Raw genomic sequence first — 20969 nt, forward strand, 5'->3', positions numbered from 1 at the left:
CCTGTGGCACCACCGACACTGCGCCGCACCGTCTTGGGTAAGGCGCTTACTGCCCTGGAGGACCGGGAGCTGCCCTTGCTTTCCTGGGGCGTCACGGACTGCATGCTCTGCGAAGAAGAGGTGACGGACGCTCTTTGGTCGGTCATCGACACAGACGAAGACGCGGCATCGCTGTTTTCTGACGCCGACCAGTTGAAGCAGGCCCTCCTCAGCCAGCAGCTTCTTTTCGCAGTCCCCTTCCGCGGAATCGATCAGTACCGAACCAGGTTCGCCGAGGGGGTTCGGCTGACTGCCTCCCTGCGGCAGATCTTCGGCCCTTGGCCCGGTGCTCCGCTGCAACCGGACTGGTGGGAGAAAGGTAAGCCCCTGGTCGCCGACTACCGCCTGCACGTCTCTGAACGCCGCTACCCGACGCGTGACATCTCGGCGGCCCAGGCGATCGCCGAGATGGAGGTGACCCCGGGGTGGACTGAGAACCACTCAAAGGTCGCCGGGGTGCTGATCGGTTCGTACGCGCTCTCGCGTTTCCAGGTCGACGCCACGAAGGCAGTCACCAACTCCTTGGCCCACGGGGATTCACGTGGCGTCGTTGTCGGCGCCGGCACCGGTAGCGGAAAGACCCTCGCGTTCTACCTGCCGGCATTCGCCGCGATGGCCAATGACCGGCGCACGGGGGTGCATACCCTCGCGCTCTATCCACGCATCGAACTGCTGCGTGACCAGTTGCGCGATGCGATCAAGAACGCACTCGAACTACGGGAGCGGGGCCTACCCAGCCCGCGGATCGGCGTGCTCTACGGGCGTACACCGCCGCATCTGGGCGACGTCACCCAGGGAATCTATCAATGGCCAGCGCAGGGAAGGGCCCGCGTCTGTCCCTATCTGATGTGCCCCACCGGGGATGGCGGCGCCATGCTCTGGTCAGAAGAGGACAGGACCCGCGGCTCCGAAGCCTTGCGGTGTTCCGCGTGCCATCGGGAGATCCCTGACGGTGTCTTGGCTCTTACTCGAGAGTCGATCAACGGGGCTCCGCCCAAGCTGCTCTTCACCACGACGGAGATGCTCAACCGCAACAGCACGGGGTCAAAGTTGAGCAGGACCCTCGGCTGGAACGGAAATGGCCCCCGCGTCGCCCTGCTCGACGAGGTGCATACCTACTCCGATGCCACGGGTGCCCAAACAGCCCTGCTGCTGCGGCGCTGGCGTCACGCACGCCGTGGCCCGGTCACCTTCGTCGGGCTGAGTGCCACCCTGCGTCAGGCCGACCGCTTCATGGCGGAACTTGTCGGGCTACCTGCGGAAAGTGTCACCCTCATCGAGCCGCGCAGCGGGGACATGGAGGCGGAGGGCCGCGAGTATCACATCGCGCTGCGGGGCGACCCTTTGTCGGGGACGAGTCTGCTGTCGACCACGATCCAAACGGCAATGCTCCACGGGCGCTTGCTCGACAGGAAGCGGCCGGCCGGGACGACACTGCATGGGACCAAGGGGTTCCTCTTTACCGACGACCTCGACGTCACCAACCGTCTGTATGACGACCTGCGAGACGCGGAGGGTGGGCAGTACGGGAAGAACCGCAGAAAGCGGGGTGCCGCGGTTTTGGCGTCCCTGCGGTCCATGGACCTTCCTGCGGAAGAAGATCGCTACCTTGCGGGTCAGTCCTGGAACCTTCCGGAGCTGATCGGGCACAACCTCAGTTCCGACCTGAGCGAGCGGCCTTTGAGGATCGGCCGGACCTCCTCCCAGGATGCGGGTGTCGACGCGGAGGCCGATCTTGTCATTGCGACGGCTTCTCTCGAGGTCGGTTTCAACGATCCCGACGTCGGGCTGATCGTCCAGCACAAGGCGCCTCGAGACCCGGCTTCCTTCCTGCAGCGCAGGGGGCGAGCCGGGCGTGAGAGGGGCACGCGCCCGCTCACGATCGTTGCTCTGTCCGACTTTGGGCGAGACCGATTGGCCTATCAAGGGTATGAATCCCTCTTCGCTCCCGAGGTATCGCCTCGCACCTTGCCTGTGCACAACCGCCACATCATCAAGATCCAAGGTGCTCAAGCGTTCGTCGATTGGCTCGGCATCCGACTTCGTGATCAGGGCCTGTGGGTCAGCGCCCGAACGATGTTGTCGGGGAACACCCGACCAGACTATGAAGACGCGCAGTTGCCTCAGGCTCGGCGAGCGATCACCGAGCATCTGGAGAAACTCCTCGACGGGGACGACACCCTGCTGCGCTCCCTGGCTAGCCACCTGCGAGGCGCGCTGGGCTTGAGCGCCGACGAAGTGCAGGTCCTGTTGTGGGAGCAGCCGCGGTCTTTGTTGTTGGCAGTGGCTCCCACGCTCTTGCGACGTCTTTACGCTGGCGCGTCGCCGATACACAAGGATCCTGGCACAGACCGGCGAGCCTTTTTGCCCGAGTTTGTCACGACTTCGCTGTTCGCTCCGCTGAATCTTCCTGAGGTGAGCTTTACGCTACCTTTCTCCACTTCCGACGACGAGGAGAAGCTGCCGGTAGGGCGCGCACTGCGTGAAGCTGTGCCTGGCCGTGTCAGTCGCCGGTTCGGATACCGCGATGATCGCCACCGCACGTGGCTGGAGGTTCCCACCGGGGTCCCTGACGCCGTGATCGATCTGAGTAACGTTCTCGACGCCGAGGAGCGGCAGGGTTGTTGGGACACCGGCCGCACGGATGTGAAGAGCGTCGAGGTCACTCGCCCGCGACGGATCAAGCTTGCGCAGCCGGACAAGGAGATCGCGACTTCATCGCAGGGCGTGCCCTTGTGGGCAACCCAGTTCGTGGACAACCCTGCGGGTCCTCCGGTTACCGCGGACGTTCCCAAGGTTCCCGAGTGGCGGGAGCAGGTGCTCTCCGTCGGGTTCGCGGCGCACGCTTCAGGTAACCCGACCGAGGTGCGCCGGATGACCTATGGCGCTGTGGCCGACGTGGTCAAGGGCAAGCCGGGGCAGCGGCACAAGGTGGCGGTCAGCTACATCCACGAGGGAAAGAGAGCAGCCATGGGCTTCTCCTCATCCGTCGATGCTTTCCGGATTCAGGTCAAGCCGCTGGACCTGTCGTTGCCTGGCGTAGTGGAGCATTTGAACTCTCCCGAGTGGCGTTCGAAGGCGTTCACGAACACCGTCATAGAGGACAAGCGGATCGCTGAGGCGGCCAACTCGTTCCAGCGTGGATGGTTGTCCTTGGTGTACCTCTCCGCCTTCGCGCTCGAGGGGCTGGAGGGCAAGAAGCCCGAGGCGATTCACGCGGAGTTGTCACAGGGCGCCTGGCGGGACAGCATCCTTAAGGTTATTCCGCTGCTGTACAGGCAAGATCCATCTGCCTCCCCTACGGGTGCTGGCAGTTCTGCCGACCGCGTCATCAACGAGCTGCAGGCGCTCAGCCAACACCCCGATGTCATCACCGTGCTCGACGACGCTGGTTCGCTGCTGTTCGGCGAGAAACTCCACGACCGCACGGCTGCCCTGGCCCGGCGTGCCTATCTGGACACCTTGGCCGCCGCGATCTTGGAGGCCGTGACACGAGCCTGTCCCGACGCCCGGGACCAGGACCTGATGCTCGACGTGGTGCCGGGTGCTGGCTCGGGAGCAGATCAAATCTGGATCAGCGAGACGTCCGAGGGTGGGCTCGGCGTGGTGGAGAAGTTGGCAGAGACCTACGGCCATGATCCTGCCCGCTTCTGGAGCCTGGTTGGCGCCGCTTTGCGTCCCAACAGCTTCGAACAGACCGATGCACGGCTGACGAGTCTGCTCCGGCATGTGGTGGAGGCCGAACCAAACGGTGAGCTAGCGCAGGCGATGAGCGAGATGCGCAGTGCGGCTTCGGCTCAAACCAGCCAGGATGCACTGAACCGCATCAGGTCCGCCTGGACTGACCTGGACGGTGCGCCTCGGCACGGTGATGTGGCGTCCCTTGCGATGCGTCTGCTTCGGCGCGGCTCCGACAGTCTGACCGACGCAACTGCCCTTGCGCTGGTGCAGGCTTGGGATCAGTTGGAAGAAACAACCGGGATCGAGGTCGACTCACGAGTCATCGCCTACGCCGTCGGCGCCGGCAAGGTGCAACTGCCTCGCACGATCAGCCCAGACCAGGCCTTCAGCATGCTCTGGCCCCGAGGTGACCAGGCACGGAACTACCATCTGGACTCCTACCAGCCATACCGTGCGGTGGACAACCCGCAGATCTTGGATCGACTTCTAGCAGCCGCCGTGCACACGCAAGCGTGGCCTCGCCTCGATGCCACATCGCCGGATTGGCACATCAGCTACGCCCAGGTGCTCTCCTCGCATCCTGCAGTCGAAGTGGTCGTTCCTTTGGACCGGCCTGAACTGCTCCGCCAGGTCATGCTGACGATCCCTGTTCTTCGTGTCGATCGTGGAGACCTGAAACTGTTCGGCGAGGTGACACAGGTGCACAGGGACAGCCGCGAGATCGTCGTCAAGGCCGTCATCAAGGAGTCTGAACAGTGACTCTCCTTCGTCGTACACTCCGCACGAATGCGCGCAGCGCCCTGCGTGCGGACTCGCTAATTCGGACAGCGCTGCTGGCTCAACTGTCGTCGCCGGGCGGCGAGGTCTGGCTGGTGTCTGCATGGATCAGTGATGTAGACCTGGTCGACAACGCTGACGGTTCCTTCAACTACCTCTTGGGCGAAGACCCTCCCCTGCAGTGCCGGTTGTCCGACCTGCTGCTGATGCTGGCAAAGAGTGGCACCGCCGTTCGCGTGGTGACCCAGGACGCTCCTGCGAACGTGATCTTCCTGGAGCGCCTTGCTCTGGGCCGTGATCTGCATACGAATCTTGAGGTGTTTTTGGACCAGGACCTTCACGAGAAGAGCCTGGTCGGCCCGGGCTGGATGTTCGACGGCTCCATGAACTTCACGCGCAACGGTCTTGCCCGGAATAAGGAGCAGATCAGCTATACGTTGGACGAATCGGCTGCGGCGCAGGCAGTAGTGGACTACCAGCATGAATGGACGGCACGTGGCGTCTAAGGCAGAAATAGCGGAACAGAGCGCCGGTACACAGGAGTTCGTCGACCACTTCCTTCATCCTGATCGCAACGACGCTGGTAGGTACCCCAGCGGCATCACGCTGCTGAAGAATGCGGCTGTCCAATACCATAGAGCGCCCATCGTGCTGCCCTGGCTGAACGAGCAGACCCAGCGCATGGCGTACTACGTGGTTCCTCGCCGACGTGAGCAACTCACTTCTGTTCGTGATCTTCTGGTGGCATTTGTTGGGCCGTCTCTTGCGAAGTACGGCTACGACGTGCCTGTTGCGCTCGACAAGCCCCACGAGGCCCCGATCCTCGAACGCTATGGAGCGGGAAGCACGTTCTTCGTGCAGGCGACCACCAACCAGGAAGAGAGGAAGCGCCTGAGGTCTGCGCTGGAACGCATGGTGAAGGTAGTGGAGCGGAGCCCCGAGCGGGCCTGGTCTGCGCCCAAGCCCTTGGGGCGCCTACTGGCAGACTTCGAAGCGGCCCTGCTCAGCGGAGCACCACAAGCCGCCAAGACGCTCCTTCAGCAGATCGATCGCCAAGGCGGCCTCTCGCCGGCCAACGTCAAACACTTGGAGATCAGACTTCTGACGGCGCAGGGAAGAGCAAACGACGTCCTTTCGCTGCGAGGGCTCCGAGAAGTGCTGCTTCAAGACCCGCCTGTTCCGGTGAAGGACATGGTGCTGTCAGCTCTCTTCACGGCGCAGATCGAACCTGCGCTTACTGAAGGAGAGTTGGCTGGTGCCGTCGACGCGTTGAAGGCGCCTGACAGCCATTTCTCGTTGCTGGCAGACGGAGACCTCCTGTCATTTAGCGAACAGGCCGTCACTGTCTTGCTCGTCGGTATGTACGGACGAGGCGACGGGGAGGAACTCTCCCGCAGCATCGCTCTGCTCGATGCCGAAGGCCGTGGGGACCTCGTGCCCGACGTACTGGCGTCCTATCGCCGCAAGGTTGTTCCAGCAAGCATGGTGGACGCGGAACCTGCTGAACCGGATACAACGACAGCGGAGCCTGAGCCTGAAGACGGGTCGGCCACGGTATCGCTCACCACATGGGCCGAAATAGTCAAGGCTGTCGCCCAGGGCAACAAGGCCGCCTTCGACCTCTGCCGCACGATGGACGCCCGGCAAGACGACACCCCAGCCCCACTGGAGGCGGTGTCCGATGGGGAGATGGCAGACGTATTCGCCGACCTCACCGACACCGAGTACGAAGCGGTATGGCAATACGCGCTCGGGCCGTTCCTGCAGGAACTCACGCGCTCAAACATCACCTTCTGCCAGACGCTGACCACGATCATGCGGAGCATTGTCAACCAGCGCTGCGACCTAGCGAACCTCGCAGTCCTGGATCTTCTCCTGGAACTGTTCCTTCGCTCCGCCCCCAAAGCTGCGGAGTACGAAGAGTTTCTAGAACAGTTGAGTGTGCGATTCGATGAATGGGTCGCGCCCGAGACTGCCGGGCAGGCCCTTGACTTTGTCGACCGCCTGGTGGCACGGGCCGCACCAGCACCCGCAGCCCGCGTGCAGACAGCCCAACTCCTGCTCGGTCCGTTGCATGTCCATATGCGACGCCTCGATGAGGCATACCTGTCAACAGCGCGGTCGATCAGCAACGAGCTTGAGCTTGGACTGGACTGGCCTGAGCGGGCGCCCTCGGAAAACGTTGAGGCTGAGCCGGTTGTTGGGGCCGCACAGATACTGGTCTACGGTCTAGACGAGGGTGTACTGCAGCGTGTCCAAGACCGAATCACCCGCCAGTTCCCCCTAGTGAAGGTGGTGCTCTCAACAGAAAAGGTCGCGTCGAAGCATCTGAAGGATGCAGCCCGAAACTCGGACTTCAGTGTGATGATCACACAATGCGCCGCTCATGCGGCCACCAACTGCATCGGCCAGTACGCCAAGGAGATCGTCTATCCCCGGGGAGCCGGCTCGGCTTCCGTGACTCATGCGGCCATCACCGCCTTGTATAAGCATGCCGCCAATCATCAGGAACAGTCTGCCTGAAGCGGGTTGGACAAAGCCGTGATTTTGCAGGTCAGGGTCCGACCGCGGCTCTTGTGATCACGCGGCCAGGGCGAGGTTGTGCATGTGTGCGACAGCTTGTACGGCGTGGTGAAGGCCGTCGTCGCGCTTGTCGACAGTTACGAAGGATCTTGTAGTGCTTCATGCGGGCGAAGGCATGCTCAACCCGCCCACGGACCCGGCGATGCTCCGCGCTGTCAGCTTCCTCGCCGGCCAGGAGGGGCCGGCCGGGTCGTTTCCGGTGCGGGACTACCAGGCCGGCGTTGAGGTAGGCGCCGTCGCCGAGCACCGTGACACCCCGGCACTGGTCCGGCAGGCCGGAGTTGCGCCAGACATGGGCGTCGGCCTTGTTGCCCGGGGCCGGACGGGCGGTGGCCACAACCAGGCGTGGTCGGCGTTGATTGATGACCTGCGCGTTCGCCGAGAAGCGGTAGTTGCGGCTCGAGGCGCCGACCTTGCGGTCGCGGACCGGGACAAGCGTGCCGTCCACGATCCACAGCCGGTCCGCGGCATCGACGGGACGTGAGGCTGCCCCGAGCGCGAGGAGGGGCCGTAGCCCCTGGCTGACCCTGCACACCGTGGCCGGCGACACTCCAAACAGCGGCGCGAGCTGCCGGATCGTGAGGTTCGTCCGGTGGTAGACAGCCACATCGCCAACCCCGATGCGCCGGCAGGCCCGGACAGATGTTCACCGTGTCCTGTCATTCGGACACGGCGAACCAGGTCAGCTTCGCCCTGCGCGGACCAGGAGATCGGTGAGCAGGCGGATGTCGTTGGGGGTGTTTTGCAGGCCGTTCCAGCGGCGCTGTTCACCGTCGGGGAAGCGCCACATGCCAGAAGTCCAGGCGACAACCGGCATCAGGCCCAGGATGGCGTTGCGGATGTGGTCACAGTCAACGTCTTCGGCCGGCATGCCGTCGGTGAGGTTATCCATGACGAAGCCCATGGCCTGGATGCCGGCTCCGTGGGTGAGGCGGGACTGGCGGGGCGGGAGTTTCCAGGCGTCGCTGAAAGTGTCCCGCACGATGGTCCAAAAGGAGCGCAAGTGCTGGAGCATGCGGTCGACGTCGCCGGAGCCGTCTTCGGGGTTGCGGTACTGATAGAGGGCCCCTTCGAAGAGGCTGTGTTCCAGCATGCGCAGCACGGCGGTGTCTTTGATGTTGCCGTGCGGTGAGGTGGGGCTGGCGATGCGGCCGTAGAAGGGGCCCTGGCCGTCGGTGTTGAGACGGGTCATCAGCTGCGCCGGCAGGCGCTTGCGGGCGTAGGCAGGCGGGAGGTGGCCGCTTGTTTCCGGCAGCAGCTCGTGGATGAGGCCCTTGGGCAGCGGCTTGGTGGAGTTGACCAGGATGAACTGGGAGCGCTGGTCTTCGCTGTTGTCGGCGATGAACCCGACCGCGGCGACGGGGAATTCGGCCAGGTCCGCGTCACGGATGGCGGCGCTGCGCTGCTGGCCGTCCACGATCAGGGCGGGCTTTTCTTCGTCGGGAAGGGATTCATCAACGGAGATGACCAACTCACCCGGGACGGAGTATTCGACGCCAGTGCTTCGGCGGGCTCCGGTCTCGAACCTGACGGAGTCGTCGAAGGCCAGGACCAGGGCGTTGGGGAGCATGGCGTTGTCGGACTCGAGGTAGCGGCGGATGCCCCGGATGTGGCTGAGGACCTCGGGCCGCTGGTAGCCCTGCAGGGCACTTTCGTCGTCGCGCCGGACGCGGGAGACGGCGGCGAAACTGTGGATCTTCTTCCCGTCGACAGCGAAGCAGTAGATTTTCCTGTCGCCCTGGCGCACCTCAAGTGCAGGAAGCCTAAGTTCGTAGCGGTCGGCCATCGCATCTCCTGACATGGTTCAAAAAAGTATAAGAAAGAATTTTACCCGAAGGTAAGTTTTCGCATTTTTGCTTCAAGCACGGTCAGATTATGGAAACCGCGGCGCTTGTTTCGCTCACTGCCCCGGAATATCACGATCTCGACGCCGTGCTTCTTGCATAGTGCGCAGGGACAGGTACGCCAGGGCGCCTCATTCAGGGTGCGCTTATAGAGTTCAAGATAGCTCTTCTTCTTCGGCCCGAGCACGAGGGATTCGTAAGTTGCAAGGACGGCAAGGACGTCCTCTACGGAGTTTTCCTTGGCGTCGAATTCTCGCAGGGCGCTCAGGCATGCTCGTTCGGCGATGATGGCGTCCGCCTGCGACACACTGCCGGAGAGAATGAGCCGTTTGAGGGCAGGGTTTCCGTCGACCTGAGGGACTCTGATGGCCGTGTAGGAGGAGGTAGCCGTGTGATAGTTGTTTCGGTCGTCCATGAAGGCCTGGCGGAAGGCGGAGGTGCTGTCGAAACTGGTCACGCCGTGGCGGGCGAACTGCTCCATACTGTCGACTCGGTTGATGCCGAGGAGATGCAGTCGTGTTTCCGGGGAGCGGATGCTGTCGATGGCCCGCAGGCAGGAAAGGATTTCGTGCGATTTGAGGGGGACCATGCCACCCAGGGCAATGCGCCGGTATCCCATCTTCTGCAACTGCTCCACGCTGTGCGCGTAGCTTTGCGGGCCCCACCCCTGTGCCGCACCGACTGGTTCGAAGCGCGTGCCTGATTTTTGGGCTGCGGCGAAGAATTCTTCAGCCAGTTCCAGGGAGATCTGCTGTCGGGTGATCCAAGCGTCTTCGGGTTGCGCATCTGATTCTTCGGGAATGTAACCGAAGATGATGTGGTCAATGCTGATGCCGGCGTCGAATCCGCAGCGGCCGTAGAAGTCGAGGACTTCGTCCACTTCGTAGGGTGGGCGCTCTTCGTCGATGTAGTTGAAGGCGCCACAGTCGCCGATGGTGGAGCAGGATTCGGGAAGACGGAAGAAGGACCTCACGCCCAGACGGTAAAAGCGCTCGCGCTGCGGGGAGGAGTACTTTCCCGCACCCTTCACGGATCCGTCGACAACCGCCTTGCTGACGAGGATCCCGTCGTAGGGGATCGGCGTCACGGCCTGGTGAGCGTAGACGTCGTCGCGCTGGCGCACTCGGTAGGGCGAGTACTCGTCGTTGACGAAGTCGTAGGTGGGGCTCACCAGGTCCTGGCTGTCAGGGAAATAGAATTTCACGCGGCTTTTGCCTTTTCCTGCACATAGATACGGAGGAGGTAGTTCGAGAGGGTTGAGATGTGGCGCGGATTGTTCTGGAGTTCGTTCCAGGGGATGTTCAGGTCCGGCCAGCGCCCTTCGGTCCAGCGGCAGTGCGGTGCGATCAGGGCGAGTTCGGCGCGTGCCTGCTCCAGTGCGTGGGGGGAAGCGGGAGGGATGGCCATCATCACGCGGTCCATGAGGCGCCCCATGGAGCGGATGCCCACTCCGTGCATCAGTCGACTGCGGGTCGCGGGCAGGCCCCAGGCTTCGGGGAAGGTGTCACGGACGGCGCTCCAGTAGATGATGAGGATCTGCCGGATGGTGGCGGTGTCGACGGTGCCGTTGGAGAGGTTTTTGTAGGGGAAGAAGGCGCCGGACGGGGAATTGAGGGATTCCTGGATGGCCGTGGTGAGGCTGTTGTCGGTGACGACGGCCTCCGCTTTTTGCTCCATGGTGGTGGAGGGGCGGCGCACCAGTCCGCGGAAGGGCGAGTCCTTGTCGTGGTTGAGGGCTTCGACCAGGACCGAGGGGAGTTTGCGGGCGGAGAGTTTGGTGGGCAGGGCCGTGCCGACTTCAGGAAGGAGCTCGGTGACGAGGTTGGTCGGCAGCGGGGAGACAGTGTTTACGCGCAGGAACTGGTCTCGCTGGGTCTCGAGGTCTTCGGCGACGAAGCCGGCAATGGTCACGGCCAGGCGGGTGTTACGGGTGCGGGCCAGAGCGAGGCTGCGCTGCTGGCCGTCGACGATCCAGGCCGGCCGGGGGGCGTCGGGGGAATCCGGCAGCGGGATCTCCAAGGTGCCGGAGGTGCACAGGCCGTCGCTGCTGCCGGGGCCGGGGCTGGACTTGAAGCGCACGTCGGAGGGCAGGGCGAGGATCAGTCCGTTGGGGAAGAGGACTTCGTCGCCGTCGAGGTACTCCAGGATCTGCTTGACGTGCTGCTTCTTCTCGGGGCGCTGGTAGCCGATGAGCCTGCCGGCCTCGTCCCGGGAGATCCGCGCGACGTCGGCGACCTGGTGCACCTCTTCGGCCGCCAGCGTGAACACATACAAAGGGATCGTGGGGTGCTGCTCGATTCGCAGGGCCCGGCGCTTGAGCACAGTGGAAGTCATCAGCGGCCAATCGTTGACGTGTACAGGTCTGCGAAGCGTTTCTGTTCGCAGGCCATCCCCTTGTCTCTGAACAGACGCAGCAGACGGGTACGGGAGGAGTCGGGGTGGAGGCTCTTCATCTCCTTGATGAAAGCGATCACCGTCTCGTCCGGCACGGGGGTGCGGGCGTAGCGTTCGGGCCGGGCCGCCTGCGCAGCCCAAGCGCCCCAACGCGCCTGCGCCTGGGGGCTGATGAGGCGGCCCGGTGTGCAGTGCTCGAGCCAGGAGGCTGCCGTGCGGGTGTTCAGGCTGGTGAGGGTTCCGCCGAGGGCTTGGCGCAAGGCGGCATTGGCCGGCACCCGCAGTATCCCCTCCACCTCGCACGCGCCCCCGATCAGCACCGTTTCGGCGCCGGTCGCGGCGAGGCGGTGCAAGTCGCGCTGCATGGCGTGGGCGTAGGTCTCCGACACCACCACCAGAGCCCGTCCGGCGGCGGTCGCAATCTGGGGCAGATCACCGGCACCGTCCAACTGCTGCAGGTGCTCCCACCACAGGGATGCCTCACGACTGGAGGAAGCCACGGAATCCGCATGTCGTGGCAGGAAAGTCGCGGCATAGGACGGTGCGAGGCTGGAGACTGGCCGCAGGCCCAGGCCGGCCGAGGCTACATACAGGCGAGGAACGAAACCCGCGCGGGTTGCTGCGTCGGTGAGAGCGAGGGCTCGCCGCCACTGATCCCCTTGGTAGAGGTTCTGCAGGGTCGTCGGCCGGCCATCGGCTGTCTGCAGGCGGCGTGCCCATTCTGCGGCTCGCTGCAGCAGGTCGCCGGCGGGCAGGGTGCGTGCCTGCAGGGTCGCGGGGGGCGGTGAGGTCTTTCGGTCCGTGCACGTGACCACGATGGGCAACTCGTTCACTGCGACTCGACCCCTGGCTTCCGTAACTCGCGTGTTGTTGTGGTTACTGTAGCCGGTAGTTAGGGGGGTAGGCTGCATCTGCCTCGGCTGAGGAAACTGGACTGCAGATAAGGGAGTGACAGCATGGACCGTCCCGCGATCGTGTTGCTGAGCGGCGGCCTGGACTCGACCACGGTGCTGGCCATCGCCAAGGACCAGGGCTTCACTCCCTACGCGCTCAGCTTCCGCTACGGCCAGCGGCACAGCATCGAGTTGGAGGCGGCCCAGCGTGTGGCGCAGGTCCAGGGTGTGGCCCGGCACGTCATTGCCGACATCGATCTTCGTGTCTTCGGCGGCTCGGCCCTGACGTCGGACATCGAGGTGCCCAAGCACGAAAAGCTGGAGGATGTCGAGGAGGGTGGGGTGCCGATCACGTATGTGCCGGCCCGCAACACGATCTTCCTGTCTTTCGCGCTCGCCTTCGCCGAGACCGTCGGCGCGAGTGACATCTTCACCGGGGTCACGGCCGTGGACTACAGCGGCTACCCCGACTGCCGCCCCGAGTACATGGAGGCCTTCGCCACCATGGCCAACCTGGCCACCCGGGCCGGGGTGGAAGGAAGTTCGAAAATGACCCTGCACTCCCCTTTGATCGCGCTGTCCAAGGCCGACATCGTGCGCGAGGGCCTGCGCCTGGGCGTGGACTACTCCCTTACCTCTTCCTGCTACGACCCCGACGAGCAGGGGCGGGCCTGCGGCCGGTGCGACACTTGCCTGCTGCGCCTGAAGGGCTTCGCCGAAGCCGGCGTGAAGGACCCCGTCCAATACCAGAGCGCCTGAGCATGACCTACCTGATCAAGGAAATCTTCTACACCCTGCAGGGCGAGGGCAGCCACGCAGGGCGCCCGGCGGTGTTCTGCCGTTTCTCCCGCTGCAACCTGTGGACAGGCCGGGAGCAGGACCGCGCCCGTGCCGTCTGCCAGTTCTGCGACACCGACTTCGTCGGCACCGACGGTGAAGGTGGCGGCCGCTTCCGCACCCCGCAGGATCTGGCAGCCGCCGTCGAGGCCGCGTGGCCCAGCACCGACCCGGCCCACCGGTTCGTAGTGTGCACCGGCGGAGAGCCCCTGCTGCAGTTGGATGAGGAAGCCATCGACGCGCTGCACGAGCGAGGCTTCGAAGTCGCGGTGGAGACCAACGGCACCCGCCCTGCTCCCCGCGGTATCGACTGGCTGTGCGTCAGCCCCAAGATCGGCTCCACCCTGGTCCTCACCCAGGGCGACGAACTGAAGTTGGTCTACCCGCAGGCCGGAGGCGACCCCGCCCAGTTCGAAGACCTGGACTTCCGCCACTTCCGGCTGCAACCGCTGGACGATGCCCACCGCGAAGCCCACACCCGTGCCGCCGTCGAGTACTGCATGAAGAACCCGCGCTGGACACTCTCCCTCCAGACGCACAAGTATCTGGGAATTCAGTAATGGAAATCTTTCGCGAGTTCACCTTCGAAGCGGCGCACCGACTGCCCCGCGTGCCGGAGGGCCACAAATGCGCGCGCCTGCACGGCCACTCCTACAAGGTGATCGTGCACGTCGAAGCCCCTGTCGACGCAGAACTGGGCTGGGTCATGGACTTCGGCGACGTCAAACGCGCCTTCAAGCCCATCGACGCGCAACTCGACCACTATTACCTGAACGACATCGAAGGACTAGACAATCCCACCAGTGAGAACCTGGCCCGCTGGATCTGGGACCGGCTGATCGACGAGCTTCCCGCACTGTCCGCGATCACCGTGCGGGAAACCTGCACCTCCGGCTGCACCTACCGAGGCGCGTGAGCATGCACGACATCCAAAACGAACCCGACCGCCGAGGCATCGCCATCGACGAAGTGGGCATCAGCGGCCTGCGCTATCCCCTCACCTTCGACGACGGCCACACCCGACAGCAGGGCATCGCCGACATCAGCGTGACCGTCGGCCTGCAAGCCGACCGGCGAGGCACCCACATGAGCCGCATGATCGCCCTCGTGCACGAGGAAGTCGCCACGCTCACCCCGCAGGAATTGCCCCTCGCCCTCAAACGAGGCCTCACCCTTCTCGACGCCCCGGCTCTCACCCTGATCCTGTCGCTGCCTATCGCCACCTCTGTAACCGCTCCCGCCAGCCGGCAAGAGTCCTGGCAGACCCACGACGTCACCGTCACCGGCCGCATCACCACCTCCGACTGCACGGTCGCCACTGCGGTGACCACGCATGTCACCAGCCTGTGCCCCTGCTCGAAGGCCATCTCCGACTACGGCGCCCACAACCAGCGCAGCGAGATCACCCTGGAGATCACCGGGACCGCGGACGCCCCCTATCCCCTGCCCGTCCACGAGATCGTCGACCTGCTGCGCGCCACCGGCTCCGCCCCTGTCATCCCGCTGATCAAACGGCCCGACGAACGCGTCGTCACCATGCAGGCCTACGACCACCCCGTCTTCGTCGAAGACATCATCCGCGACATCAGCCTCACGTGCCGCGACAAAGCACTCACCCACACCGTCACCGCGAAAAACCTCGAAAGCATCCACAGCCACGACGCCATCGCCACCCTGCACCACACCTGCTGACACCCCAACGCGCGCACGACTCACCGCTGAAGGCGCCGGGCGCGCCAGTACCGCACAAGAGGAGTCCATCGCCCGCGCACCGTCACGGCGGCACATGGACACGCAGTGCCGCTCGGCGCCCCGCCGCTGCTCCAGGGCTTCGCACGCTCGAAGCAGCCCTGCGCATTCAGCGCCCCCTTGTCCAGACCCCCTGCGGGCAGGGGGTCTCGCTCTCCACGGCCACCACGGCGACCCGGATTCGGCAGCGGCTGCCGGGGGCACCGAGCCAGCTCCGGTTTGTGTGACACCCCGCGCCACAGGCCAGCGGATCGACCATCATCCAGCGCGTGCTGAGAAACCGGTCCCGGCCTCAAAGCCCGTAGCAGATGCCGACCTGGGATGTGGCCGCCACGACACCTCGGCCGCTGCAGCCGAAAAACGAACCATCCGGCTGTCAGTGCCATGTGGTGAACTGCGCGAGGTTTGTCTCCGCGCCCGTCCGTCGTCAAACAGGGCGCGCTATGCCTCGATCACCACAGAAAGCAGATCGTGAACGTCCCCGCCCGCGCTGGAATCCTCACTCTCCTCGCTTACATCGCGACCATCCCGGCCGCCAACCTCGCCGTCACCCACTTCGGCGTCGTCCCAGTAGGCCTCGGCTACACCGCCCCCGCCGGGGTGTACATGGTCGGCCTCGCCCTCATACTGCGCGATCTCGCACGAGAAGCCGCAGGACGCGGTGCCGTCCTCACCGCCATAGCCATCGGCACCCTCCTGTCCTACCTCCTGGCCGACCCAAACCTCGCAACAGCCTCCGCGATCGCCTTCGCCGTAGCCGAAATCATGGACTTCGCCGTCTACGAGCCGCTGCGGCAACGCGGACTGCTCCTCGCAATGCTTGCATCGAACGCTGTCGGCCTGCTCGCCGACAGCCTCCTGTTCCTCCAACTCGCCTTCGATTCCCTCGACTTCCTCCCAGGACAGATCCTCGGCAAAACCTGGATGACCCTCGCCGCCGTCACCACCCTGACCCTGCTACGCCGAACCAAACGCACCCCTGCATGAACCACCTCAAGCACTCACAGTCGCCGAGTCGACCCACGAGCCGTCAGGAGCACGGCCGGTCCAGGCAGAACGACGCCTCAGGATCGTGTCCCGCGTGATGGTGTAGTCGATCAGCTGGTGGGCGTGTTTGGTGTGTTGGTTAGCGCCGGGGCGCTTTCGGGGAGTTCGGGGTAGAGATCGTCCATGCTGCCTTCGGGGAGGTAGCGGCGGGGGAAGGCGATCCATTCGTCGTGCATCTCGAAGAGCACGGCGGTGACCAGCCGCAACAGGGCGTCGTCGTTGGGGAAGACCTGGACGACGTCGGTGCGGCGCTTGATCTCCCGGTTGACCCGCTCCAGCGGGTTGGTCGACTGGATCTTCTTCCAGTGCCGCTCCGGGAAGACCGCGAAGGCGGTCAGATCGTCCTTGGCCTCCAGCAGCATCTGCTTCACCTTGGGGAACTGCCCGCCGAGCATGTCGGCGACGGTGTCGGCCTGGGCTCTGACCGCGGTGGGGCCGGACTGGGCGAAGATCGTGCGGATCGTCGCGGCCACCATCTCACCGGCGTGCTTGTCGATCACGCCGAAGACGTTGCGCAGGAAATGGACCCGGCATCTTTGGTAGGCGGAGCCGAGCATCACCTTGCCGATCGCGGCAACCAGGCCGCTGTGATGGTCACCGATGACCAGACGGACCCCGGACAGGCCCCGTTCGCGCAGGTGACGCAGGAACTCGGTCCAAAACACCTCGGTCTCGCTGTCGCCGACCATCACGCCGAGGACTTCGCGGCCGCCGTCCTCGGTGACGCCGGTGGCGATGACCACGGCCCGCGAGGCGATCTGGTGGTTGACCCTCGCCTTGCAGTAGGTGGCATCGAGGTAGATGTAGGGGAAGCGGGTGTGGTCCAGCGGCCGGGTGCGGAACGCCGTCAACGGCTCGTCCAGGGCTGCGCAGATCCTGGAGACCTCGCTCTTGGAGATCCCGGTGTCCGCCCCCAGGGCCTTGACCAGGTCGTCGACCGACCGGGTGGAGACGCCCTCGACGTATGCCTCCATGATGACGGCGTAGAGGGCCTGGTCGATGCGGCGCCGACGCTCCAGCAGACAGGGGAAGAAACTGCCGGACCGCAGTTTGGGGATGGCCAGGTCGAGGTCGCCGGCCTGGGTGGTGAGCGTCTTGTCGCGGTGCCCGTTGCGGTAGTTGGTGCGGGTGTCGGTGTGCTCGTTCCACTCGGCGCCGATCTTCGCCGTGGCCTCGGCCTCGATCAGCTCCTGCAGCATCCGCTCGGCGACACTGCGGACGAGTTCGAGTCCCTCGGTCGAATGCAGTGACTGAAGCAGGCGGGTGAGTTCAGACTGGGACAGGGCCACTGTGCGTCTCCTCCCCTCGATGAACTGGGCGTTCATCAGGGAGGAGACGCACGGTGGCTCGTCCCCTGCGCAGGGAGCGGACATCACCAGCCGGAGCACACCGGCGCACTACTCAACGTCGATCGGCTACACCATCACGCGGGACACGATCCGCCTCAGTCGGCCGCCACGGTGCGTACATACGGCAGTTCGTCGAACTTCGGGGGCGGGAGCCGTTCGCTGCGGTCACGGCTTGCCCGAACCAGACCAGCGCCCGCAGGAAAAGCCGGATCGTACACGGCCTCCCCGGCACGACCCGGGCCGTCTGCGTCAGCCGTGGTGTCCGCCGAGCCGCTCTCAGACGGACCCGGACTACTGGAAGGCCGTGCCGAGCGCGCGCAGTTGAGCGCGGCGGGCCTGCATGAGTTCTCCGGTCGGCGCAGGGCGGTGTCCAGGAGCCATACCCCGCGGCGGAACAGTTGGAAGCCGATGCTCTCCCACAGTGCGGCGATCTCCTCCTTCGCCTGGAGCCGATAGGCCTCGGTGACCTGCTCACAGTCTTCGGGGTACTCACCCATTCCGGGAAACACCGCTACCGCGTAACAGCCCCCAGACAGGCGGCGGATCGCCTCGACGACCAAGGCCACGCGCTGGCCCTGCCGCCGCCTCTCAGGCACGACCCGCCAGCCCCTGACCAGCACAGACCAATCCACCTGAACCACGCAGCGATAGAGAAATCCTGCACCGATCACTAGATCCACAGGTCAGCGCATCACTCACCTAGTGATCACTAACGGATTTGTCAGAGGGCGTCTACGGCCAGAAGTTGGACCCGGTAGACCTCGCGGTAATTGATGAGGCCCACAGGACAAGTGGGGCGATGGGTAAGGCGTGGGCGGACATCCATGACCAGACCGTCATCCCGGCGTACCGGCGGCTGTACCTGACGGCGACGCCGCGGATCTGGGAGGAGCGGCTGAACCGCGAGGTTGCCGAGGGGGGGCGTGACCCGCTGCCGAGGGAGATGGCGGCGAGCATGGATGACGAGAAGGTCTTCGGGCCCGTCCTCTACAAGCTCTCGCTCGCCTCTGCTATCTCCCGGGGCCTGTTGGCGCGGTTCCAGATCATCGTCCTGGAGCTCCAGGACCCGGTCGTCACGCCCGAGCGGCTGATGGGCGAGGAACGGCACACCGAAGAGGTCCGCGGGCAGCGCCTCGGAGCCCTCCAGGCCGCGTTGCTGCACACGATGGCGCAGCACGACCTGTCGACGTGCATCACCTTCCACCACCGGACTATCGAGGCGCAGGCGTACGCGGAGGGCCTGGAGCGGGTCGCGGCCAAGCTGCACGCCGACCGGCCCGAGACCTACCCGAAGCGCATCTGGGCGGACTGGCTGTGCGGTGAGCACGTCCCCGAACGCCGGCGAGAGGTCCTGGGTTCGTTCGGGACCACGGCGCAGCGGGCCGTGCTCTCGAACTGTCGTGTCCTGGGCGAGGGCGTCGATATTCGAAGCGTGGATTCAGTCGCCCTGTTGGACCCGAAGGGCGCGCCGCACGACATCGTCCAGGCCATCGGCCGGGCACTCCGGCAGAAGCCCGGACAAGGCAAGCTCGCCTCCCTGATCGTGCCCGTCTTCCTCCAGCCCGGAGAGCAGCCCGAGGACATGTTCACCTCCGGCTCTTACCGGCCCCTGGTGAAAGTCCTGGAAGGTCTGCGGGCCCACGATGAAGAGGCCGTGGAACTGCTCGCCATCCCCCAGGAGCCGCAGAAGGACGTCGCGCAGCCGTCCGTGAACATCGGTGTCGCGCCAGAAGACGGCGAAGAAGAATCCCGCTTGTTGCTCCGTTTCGCCGCCCCCAGGGATCCCATGATGGTCGCGGACTGGGTTTCCTTCAACGTCATCGACACCGAACGCCAGGACTGGGCCCGCGGCTGGGCGAAGCTGAAGACGTACGTCGAGCGCGAGGGGAGCGCCCGCGTGCCCTACGGACACCGCGAGGGCGCGACACCGCTTGGACAATGGGTCGCGGAACAACGACGCGCCTACGCAGCCGGGCAGATGACCGGCCAACGCGCGAGGCGGCTCGAACAACTCGGCATGGTCTGGTCACCGGCCGACGAACGCTTCCAGGAAAACTTGGAAGCGGCCAGGACGTACTACGACCAGCACTGGACGCTCTGCGCCCCCCGCACTGCGACCGCGCTGGATAGACCATTGGGGATGTGGCTTGCGAATTTGCGGCGTCCTGGTGCGCTGGACGGCCACCCCGAATGGAAGACGGCGCTGGAAGCCGTGGACGAGGACTGGAACCCGGCATGGCCAGCGGACTGGCAACGCCACTACGCCGCACTACGCGAGCTCGTGCGCGACGAAGAGGGCCGAGCGGAGGTCCTGCCCGGCGTGACTTGCCACGGAATGGACATCGGACGATGGCTCACGAAAAACCGTCAGCCCGCCGTCTGGCAGGGGCTGATGGACGGGCAGCGCGAACGCCTGGAGCAGCTCGGCATCACACCGCTCGCCCAGGAGCCGGAAGTGCCCACGAAGCCGTCCACGACACCCGTGGGAGCCTTCGAACGGGGCGTTGCAGCCCTAGCGCAGTACAAGGCCCGCGAAGGCTCCGTGACCGTCCCCAGAGGCCACACAGAGCGGCTGGAAGACGGCACCCAGGTCAAGCTCGGAGTCTGGATCATGAACCAGAAGGGACGCCGTGCGAAGCTCACCACCGACAAACTCGCCACACTCGCCAACCTCGGTCTGGAATGGGCGAGTGCGTAGGGCATTCGAGGGGGAACGGCAGCGTGAGGATCATGCTCGACAACAACATCTGGTCCTATGTGGGGGATGCGAGGGCCGGGGACCGGTTCAGGACGGTCGCTCGTTTCCTCGGCATCGCGTGGTAACCGCGCCGAGCGTCCTGCTGGAGGTGCTGCAGCATCCGCACTCGGACATGCGGGCGGCCATCATCGAGGCCATCACGACCGCGACGGACGAACGGCTGTGCAGCGAGGCCGACCGGGAGGGTGCCGAGGTCATCTCCGAAGTGCGCCGTTTGCACCCGGAGTGGATGCGGGCAGTGCCCGACACCGGACGTGAGGCGACATGGCGTACGTACTGGACCAAGATGTTCTGGCGGGAGGCGGTGGAGCACCACGACTGATTGCGCGACGCGGAACCGGCCCGTCGGACCGCGCGCACGGTGCGCTTTGTCGTGGATAACCAGAAGGAACAGCGGGGGCGTTGGCGCGAGGCCGGCTTCGATCTCCGCGGCCTCTCCCGCATCACGCTGGCCCCGGGTGAGGAGACCCCGATCGAACAGCGGGCAGGGTGGCCATCTGACGAATGGGTCGCGGCATGGCGGCCGTACAGCCAGGAGGTGTACTGGCATGCCTTCGCGAGGAGCCGTCGATCTGTGCTCACGCAGGAGGAGACTACTTACGCCGACTGGGTCGGCGCCCGGGTAGACCTACGCGCTATGTGTGACTCCCGGGAGGCGTTCAACCGGTTTTGGCTGTATGAGGTGGAATCCGCGTACATGCCACGCGCCTGGCTCCGGTGGGCGGCGGACACCGTACAGATGGACATGAAGGTGACCGACGGCAACTCCATTGACGTCCAACACGCCTCCTACCTGCCGGACTGCGACGTGTTTGTCACCGCCGACAAGAACTTCCTGCGGGTGCTGGACCGCATCGCGGAGCAGGCCCCGGTCCCCGTAGGCAGAGCCCATCGGGTGGAGCCGGCAGCCCATAACGGCATCGTGGAGGCGGTTGAGGCCACGCTGCGTACCCTCTGAGCCGCTCGGCGCTCGGAGGCCCGCCCTGGGCGTCAGTCCTGACCTGCACCTGATGTGGCT

The 20969-nt window shown here is 65.0% G+C and carries 17 protein-coding genes and 1 pseudogene; 11 read left to right on the forward strand and 7 right to left on the reverse strand.

What is annotated here, in order from left to right:
• The first annotated feature begins 3 nt into the window (after positions 1–3).
• The 3 genes from dpdJ to dpdD are packed head-to-tail and all read left to right on the forward strand — an operon-like array spanning position 4 to position 7020.
• Positions 4–4479, forward strand: coding sequence for a protein DpdJ (gene dpdJ / locus ACYQ8Q_RS44625; RefSeq protein ID WP_460073899.1), 4476 nt, complete (start codon positions 4–6; stop codon positions 4477–4479).
• Positions 4476–5003: a phospholipase D-like domain-containing protein DpdK gene (dpdK, locus tag ACYQ8Q_RS44630; RefSeq protein ID WP_460073902.1), complete on the forward strand. Its 528-nt coding sequence runs from the start codon at positions 4476–4478 to the stop codon at positions 5001–5003. The genes dpdJ and dpdK overlap by 4 nt, the downstream gene beginning before the upstream one ends.
• Complete coding sequence (gene dpdD / locus ACYQ8Q_RS44635) at positions 4993–7020, forward strand: protein DpdD (RefSeq protein ID WP_460073905.1); 2028 nt, start codon at positions 4993–4995, stop codon at positions 7018–7020. Before dpdK ends, dpdD begins: the two co-directional genes overlap by 11 nt.
• A gap of 57 nt (positions 7021–7077) precedes the next feature.
• Here dpdD and ACYQ8Q_RS44640 read toward each other — a convergent pair.
• The 5 genes and pseudogenes from ACYQ8Q_RS44640 to ACYQ8Q_RS44660 all read right to left on the reverse strand — a co-directional run.
• Positions 7078–7687 (reverse strand): annotated as a pseudogene (locus ACYQ8Q_RS44640) (transposase family protein); the annotation flags it as partial.
• 75 nt (positions 7688–7762) lie between these two features.
• Entirely contained in the window at positions 7763–8866 is a 1104-nt protein-coding gene (gene dbpB / locus ACYQ8Q_RS44645) for a DGQHR domain-containing protein DpdB (protein WP_460073908.1), read from the reverse strand.
• 41 nt (positions 8867–8907) lie between these two features.
• Positions 8908–10128 carry a tRNA-guanine transglycosylase DpdA gene (gene dpdA / locus ACYQ8Q_RS44650; protein WP_460073911.1) on the reverse strand — a complete coding sequence of 407 codons (1221 nt, stop codon included), beginning with the start codon at positions 10126–10128 and terminating at the stop codon, positions 8908–8910.
• Positions 10125–11258: a DGQHR domain-containing protein DpdB gene (gene dbpB, locus ACYQ8Q_RS44655; protein ID WP_460073913.1), complete on the reverse strand. Its 1134-nt coding sequence runs from the start codon at positions 11256–11258 to the stop codon at positions 10125–10127. Before dbpB (ACYQ8Q_RS44655) ends, dpdA begins: the two co-directional genes overlap by 4 nt.
• Complete coding sequence (locus ACYQ8Q_RS44660) at positions 11258–12151, reverse strand: hypothetical protein (RefSeq protein WP_460073916.1); 894 nt, start codon at positions 12149–12151, stop codon at positions 11258–11260. Before ACYQ8Q_RS44660 ends, dbpB (ACYQ8Q_RS44655) begins: the two co-directional genes overlap by 1 nt.
• Before the next feature lie 123 nt (positions 12152–12274).
• Here ACYQ8Q_RS44660 and queC point away from each other — a divergent pair, with 123 nt between their 5' ends.
• The 5 genes from queC to ACYQ8Q_RS44685 all read left to right on the forward strand — a co-directional run bounded on the left by queC (position 12275) and on the right by ACYQ8Q_RS44685 (position 15784).
• Complete coding sequence (gene queC, locus ACYQ8Q_RS44665) at positions 12275–12970, forward strand: 7-cyano-7-deazaguanine synthase QueC (RefSeq protein WP_460060484.1); 696 nt, start codon at positions 12275–12277, stop codon at positions 12968–12970.
• A 2-nt stretch (positions 12971–12972) separates the two neighbouring features.
• On the forward strand, positions 12973–13608 hold the full coding sequence (gene queE / locus ACYQ8Q_RS44670; RefSeq protein WP_460060487.1) for a 7-carboxy-7-deazaguanine synthase: 636 nt from the start codon (positions 12973–12975) through the stop codon (positions 13606–13608).
• A complete protein-coding gene (gene queD, locus ACYQ8Q_RS44675) occupies positions 13608–13964 on the forward strand; it encodes a 6-carboxytetrahydropterin synthase QueD (RefSeq protein ID WP_151513676.1) in 357 nt (118 codons plus the stop codon). The genes queE and queD overlap by 1 nt, the downstream gene beginning before the upstream one ends.
• A 2-nt stretch (positions 13965–13966) precedes the next feature.
• On the forward strand, positions 13967–14740 hold the full coding sequence (locus ACYQ8Q_RS44680; protein ID WP_460060490.1) for a GTP cyclohydrolase, FolE2/MptA family: 774 nt from the start codon (positions 13967–13969) through the stop codon (positions 14738–14740).
• 528 nt (positions 14741–15268) lie between these two features.
• Positions 15269–15784, forward strand: a complete 516-nt coding sequence (locus ACYQ8Q_RS44685) for a VUT family protein (protein WP_460060493.1) — start codon at positions 15269–15271, stop codon at positions 15782–15784.
• Between the two features lie 110 nt (positions 15785–15894).
• Here the strand turns inward: ACYQ8Q_RS44685 and ACYQ8Q_RS44690 are convergent, their stop codons facing one another.
• Together ACYQ8Q_RS44690 and ACYQ8Q_RS44695 are read right to left on the reverse strand one after the other, a co-directional pair.
• Positions 15895–17133: an IS256 family transposase gene (locus tag ACYQ8Q_RS44690; RefSeq protein ID WP_460060495.1), complete on the reverse strand. Its 1239-nt coding sequence runs from the start codon at positions 17131–17133 to the stop codon at positions 15895–15897.
• A 155-nt stretch (positions 17134–17288) separates the two neighbouring features.
• Complete coding sequence (locus ACYQ8Q_RS44695; protein WP_460060497.1) at positions 17289–17873, reverse strand: hypothetical protein; 585 nt, start codon at positions 17871–17873, stop codon at positions 17289–17291.
• Positions 17874–17992: 119 nt separating this feature from the next.
• Between ACYQ8Q_RS44695 and ACYQ8Q_RS44700 the strand changes: the two genes are divergently transcribed.
• The 3 genes from ACYQ8Q_RS44700 (at position 17993) to ACYQ8Q_RS44710 (ending at position 20909) form a co-directional block, all read left to right on the forward strand.
• On the forward strand, positions 17993–19891 hold the full coding sequence (locus tag ACYQ8Q_RS44700) for a helicase associated domain-containing protein (protein WP_460060499.1): 1899 nt from the start codon (positions 17993–17995) through the stop codon (positions 19889–19891).
• Positions 19892–20009: 118 nt separating this feature from the next.
• Positions 20010–20273 carry a hypothetical protein gene (locus tag ACYQ8Q_RS44705; protein ID WP_460060501.1) on the forward strand — a complete coding sequence of 88 codons (264 nt, stop codon included), beginning with the start codon at positions 20010–20012 and terminating at the stop codon, positions 20271–20273.
• Positions 20274–20909, forward strand: a complete 636-nt coding sequence (locus tag ACYQ8Q_RS44710) for a hypothetical protein (protein WP_460060503.1) — start codon at positions 20274–20276, stop codon at positions 20907–20909.
• The last annotated feature ends 60 nt before the right edge of the window (positions 20910–20969 follow it).

The sequence above is a fragment of the Streptomyces sp. YKOK-I1 genome, from assembly GCF_054660435.1.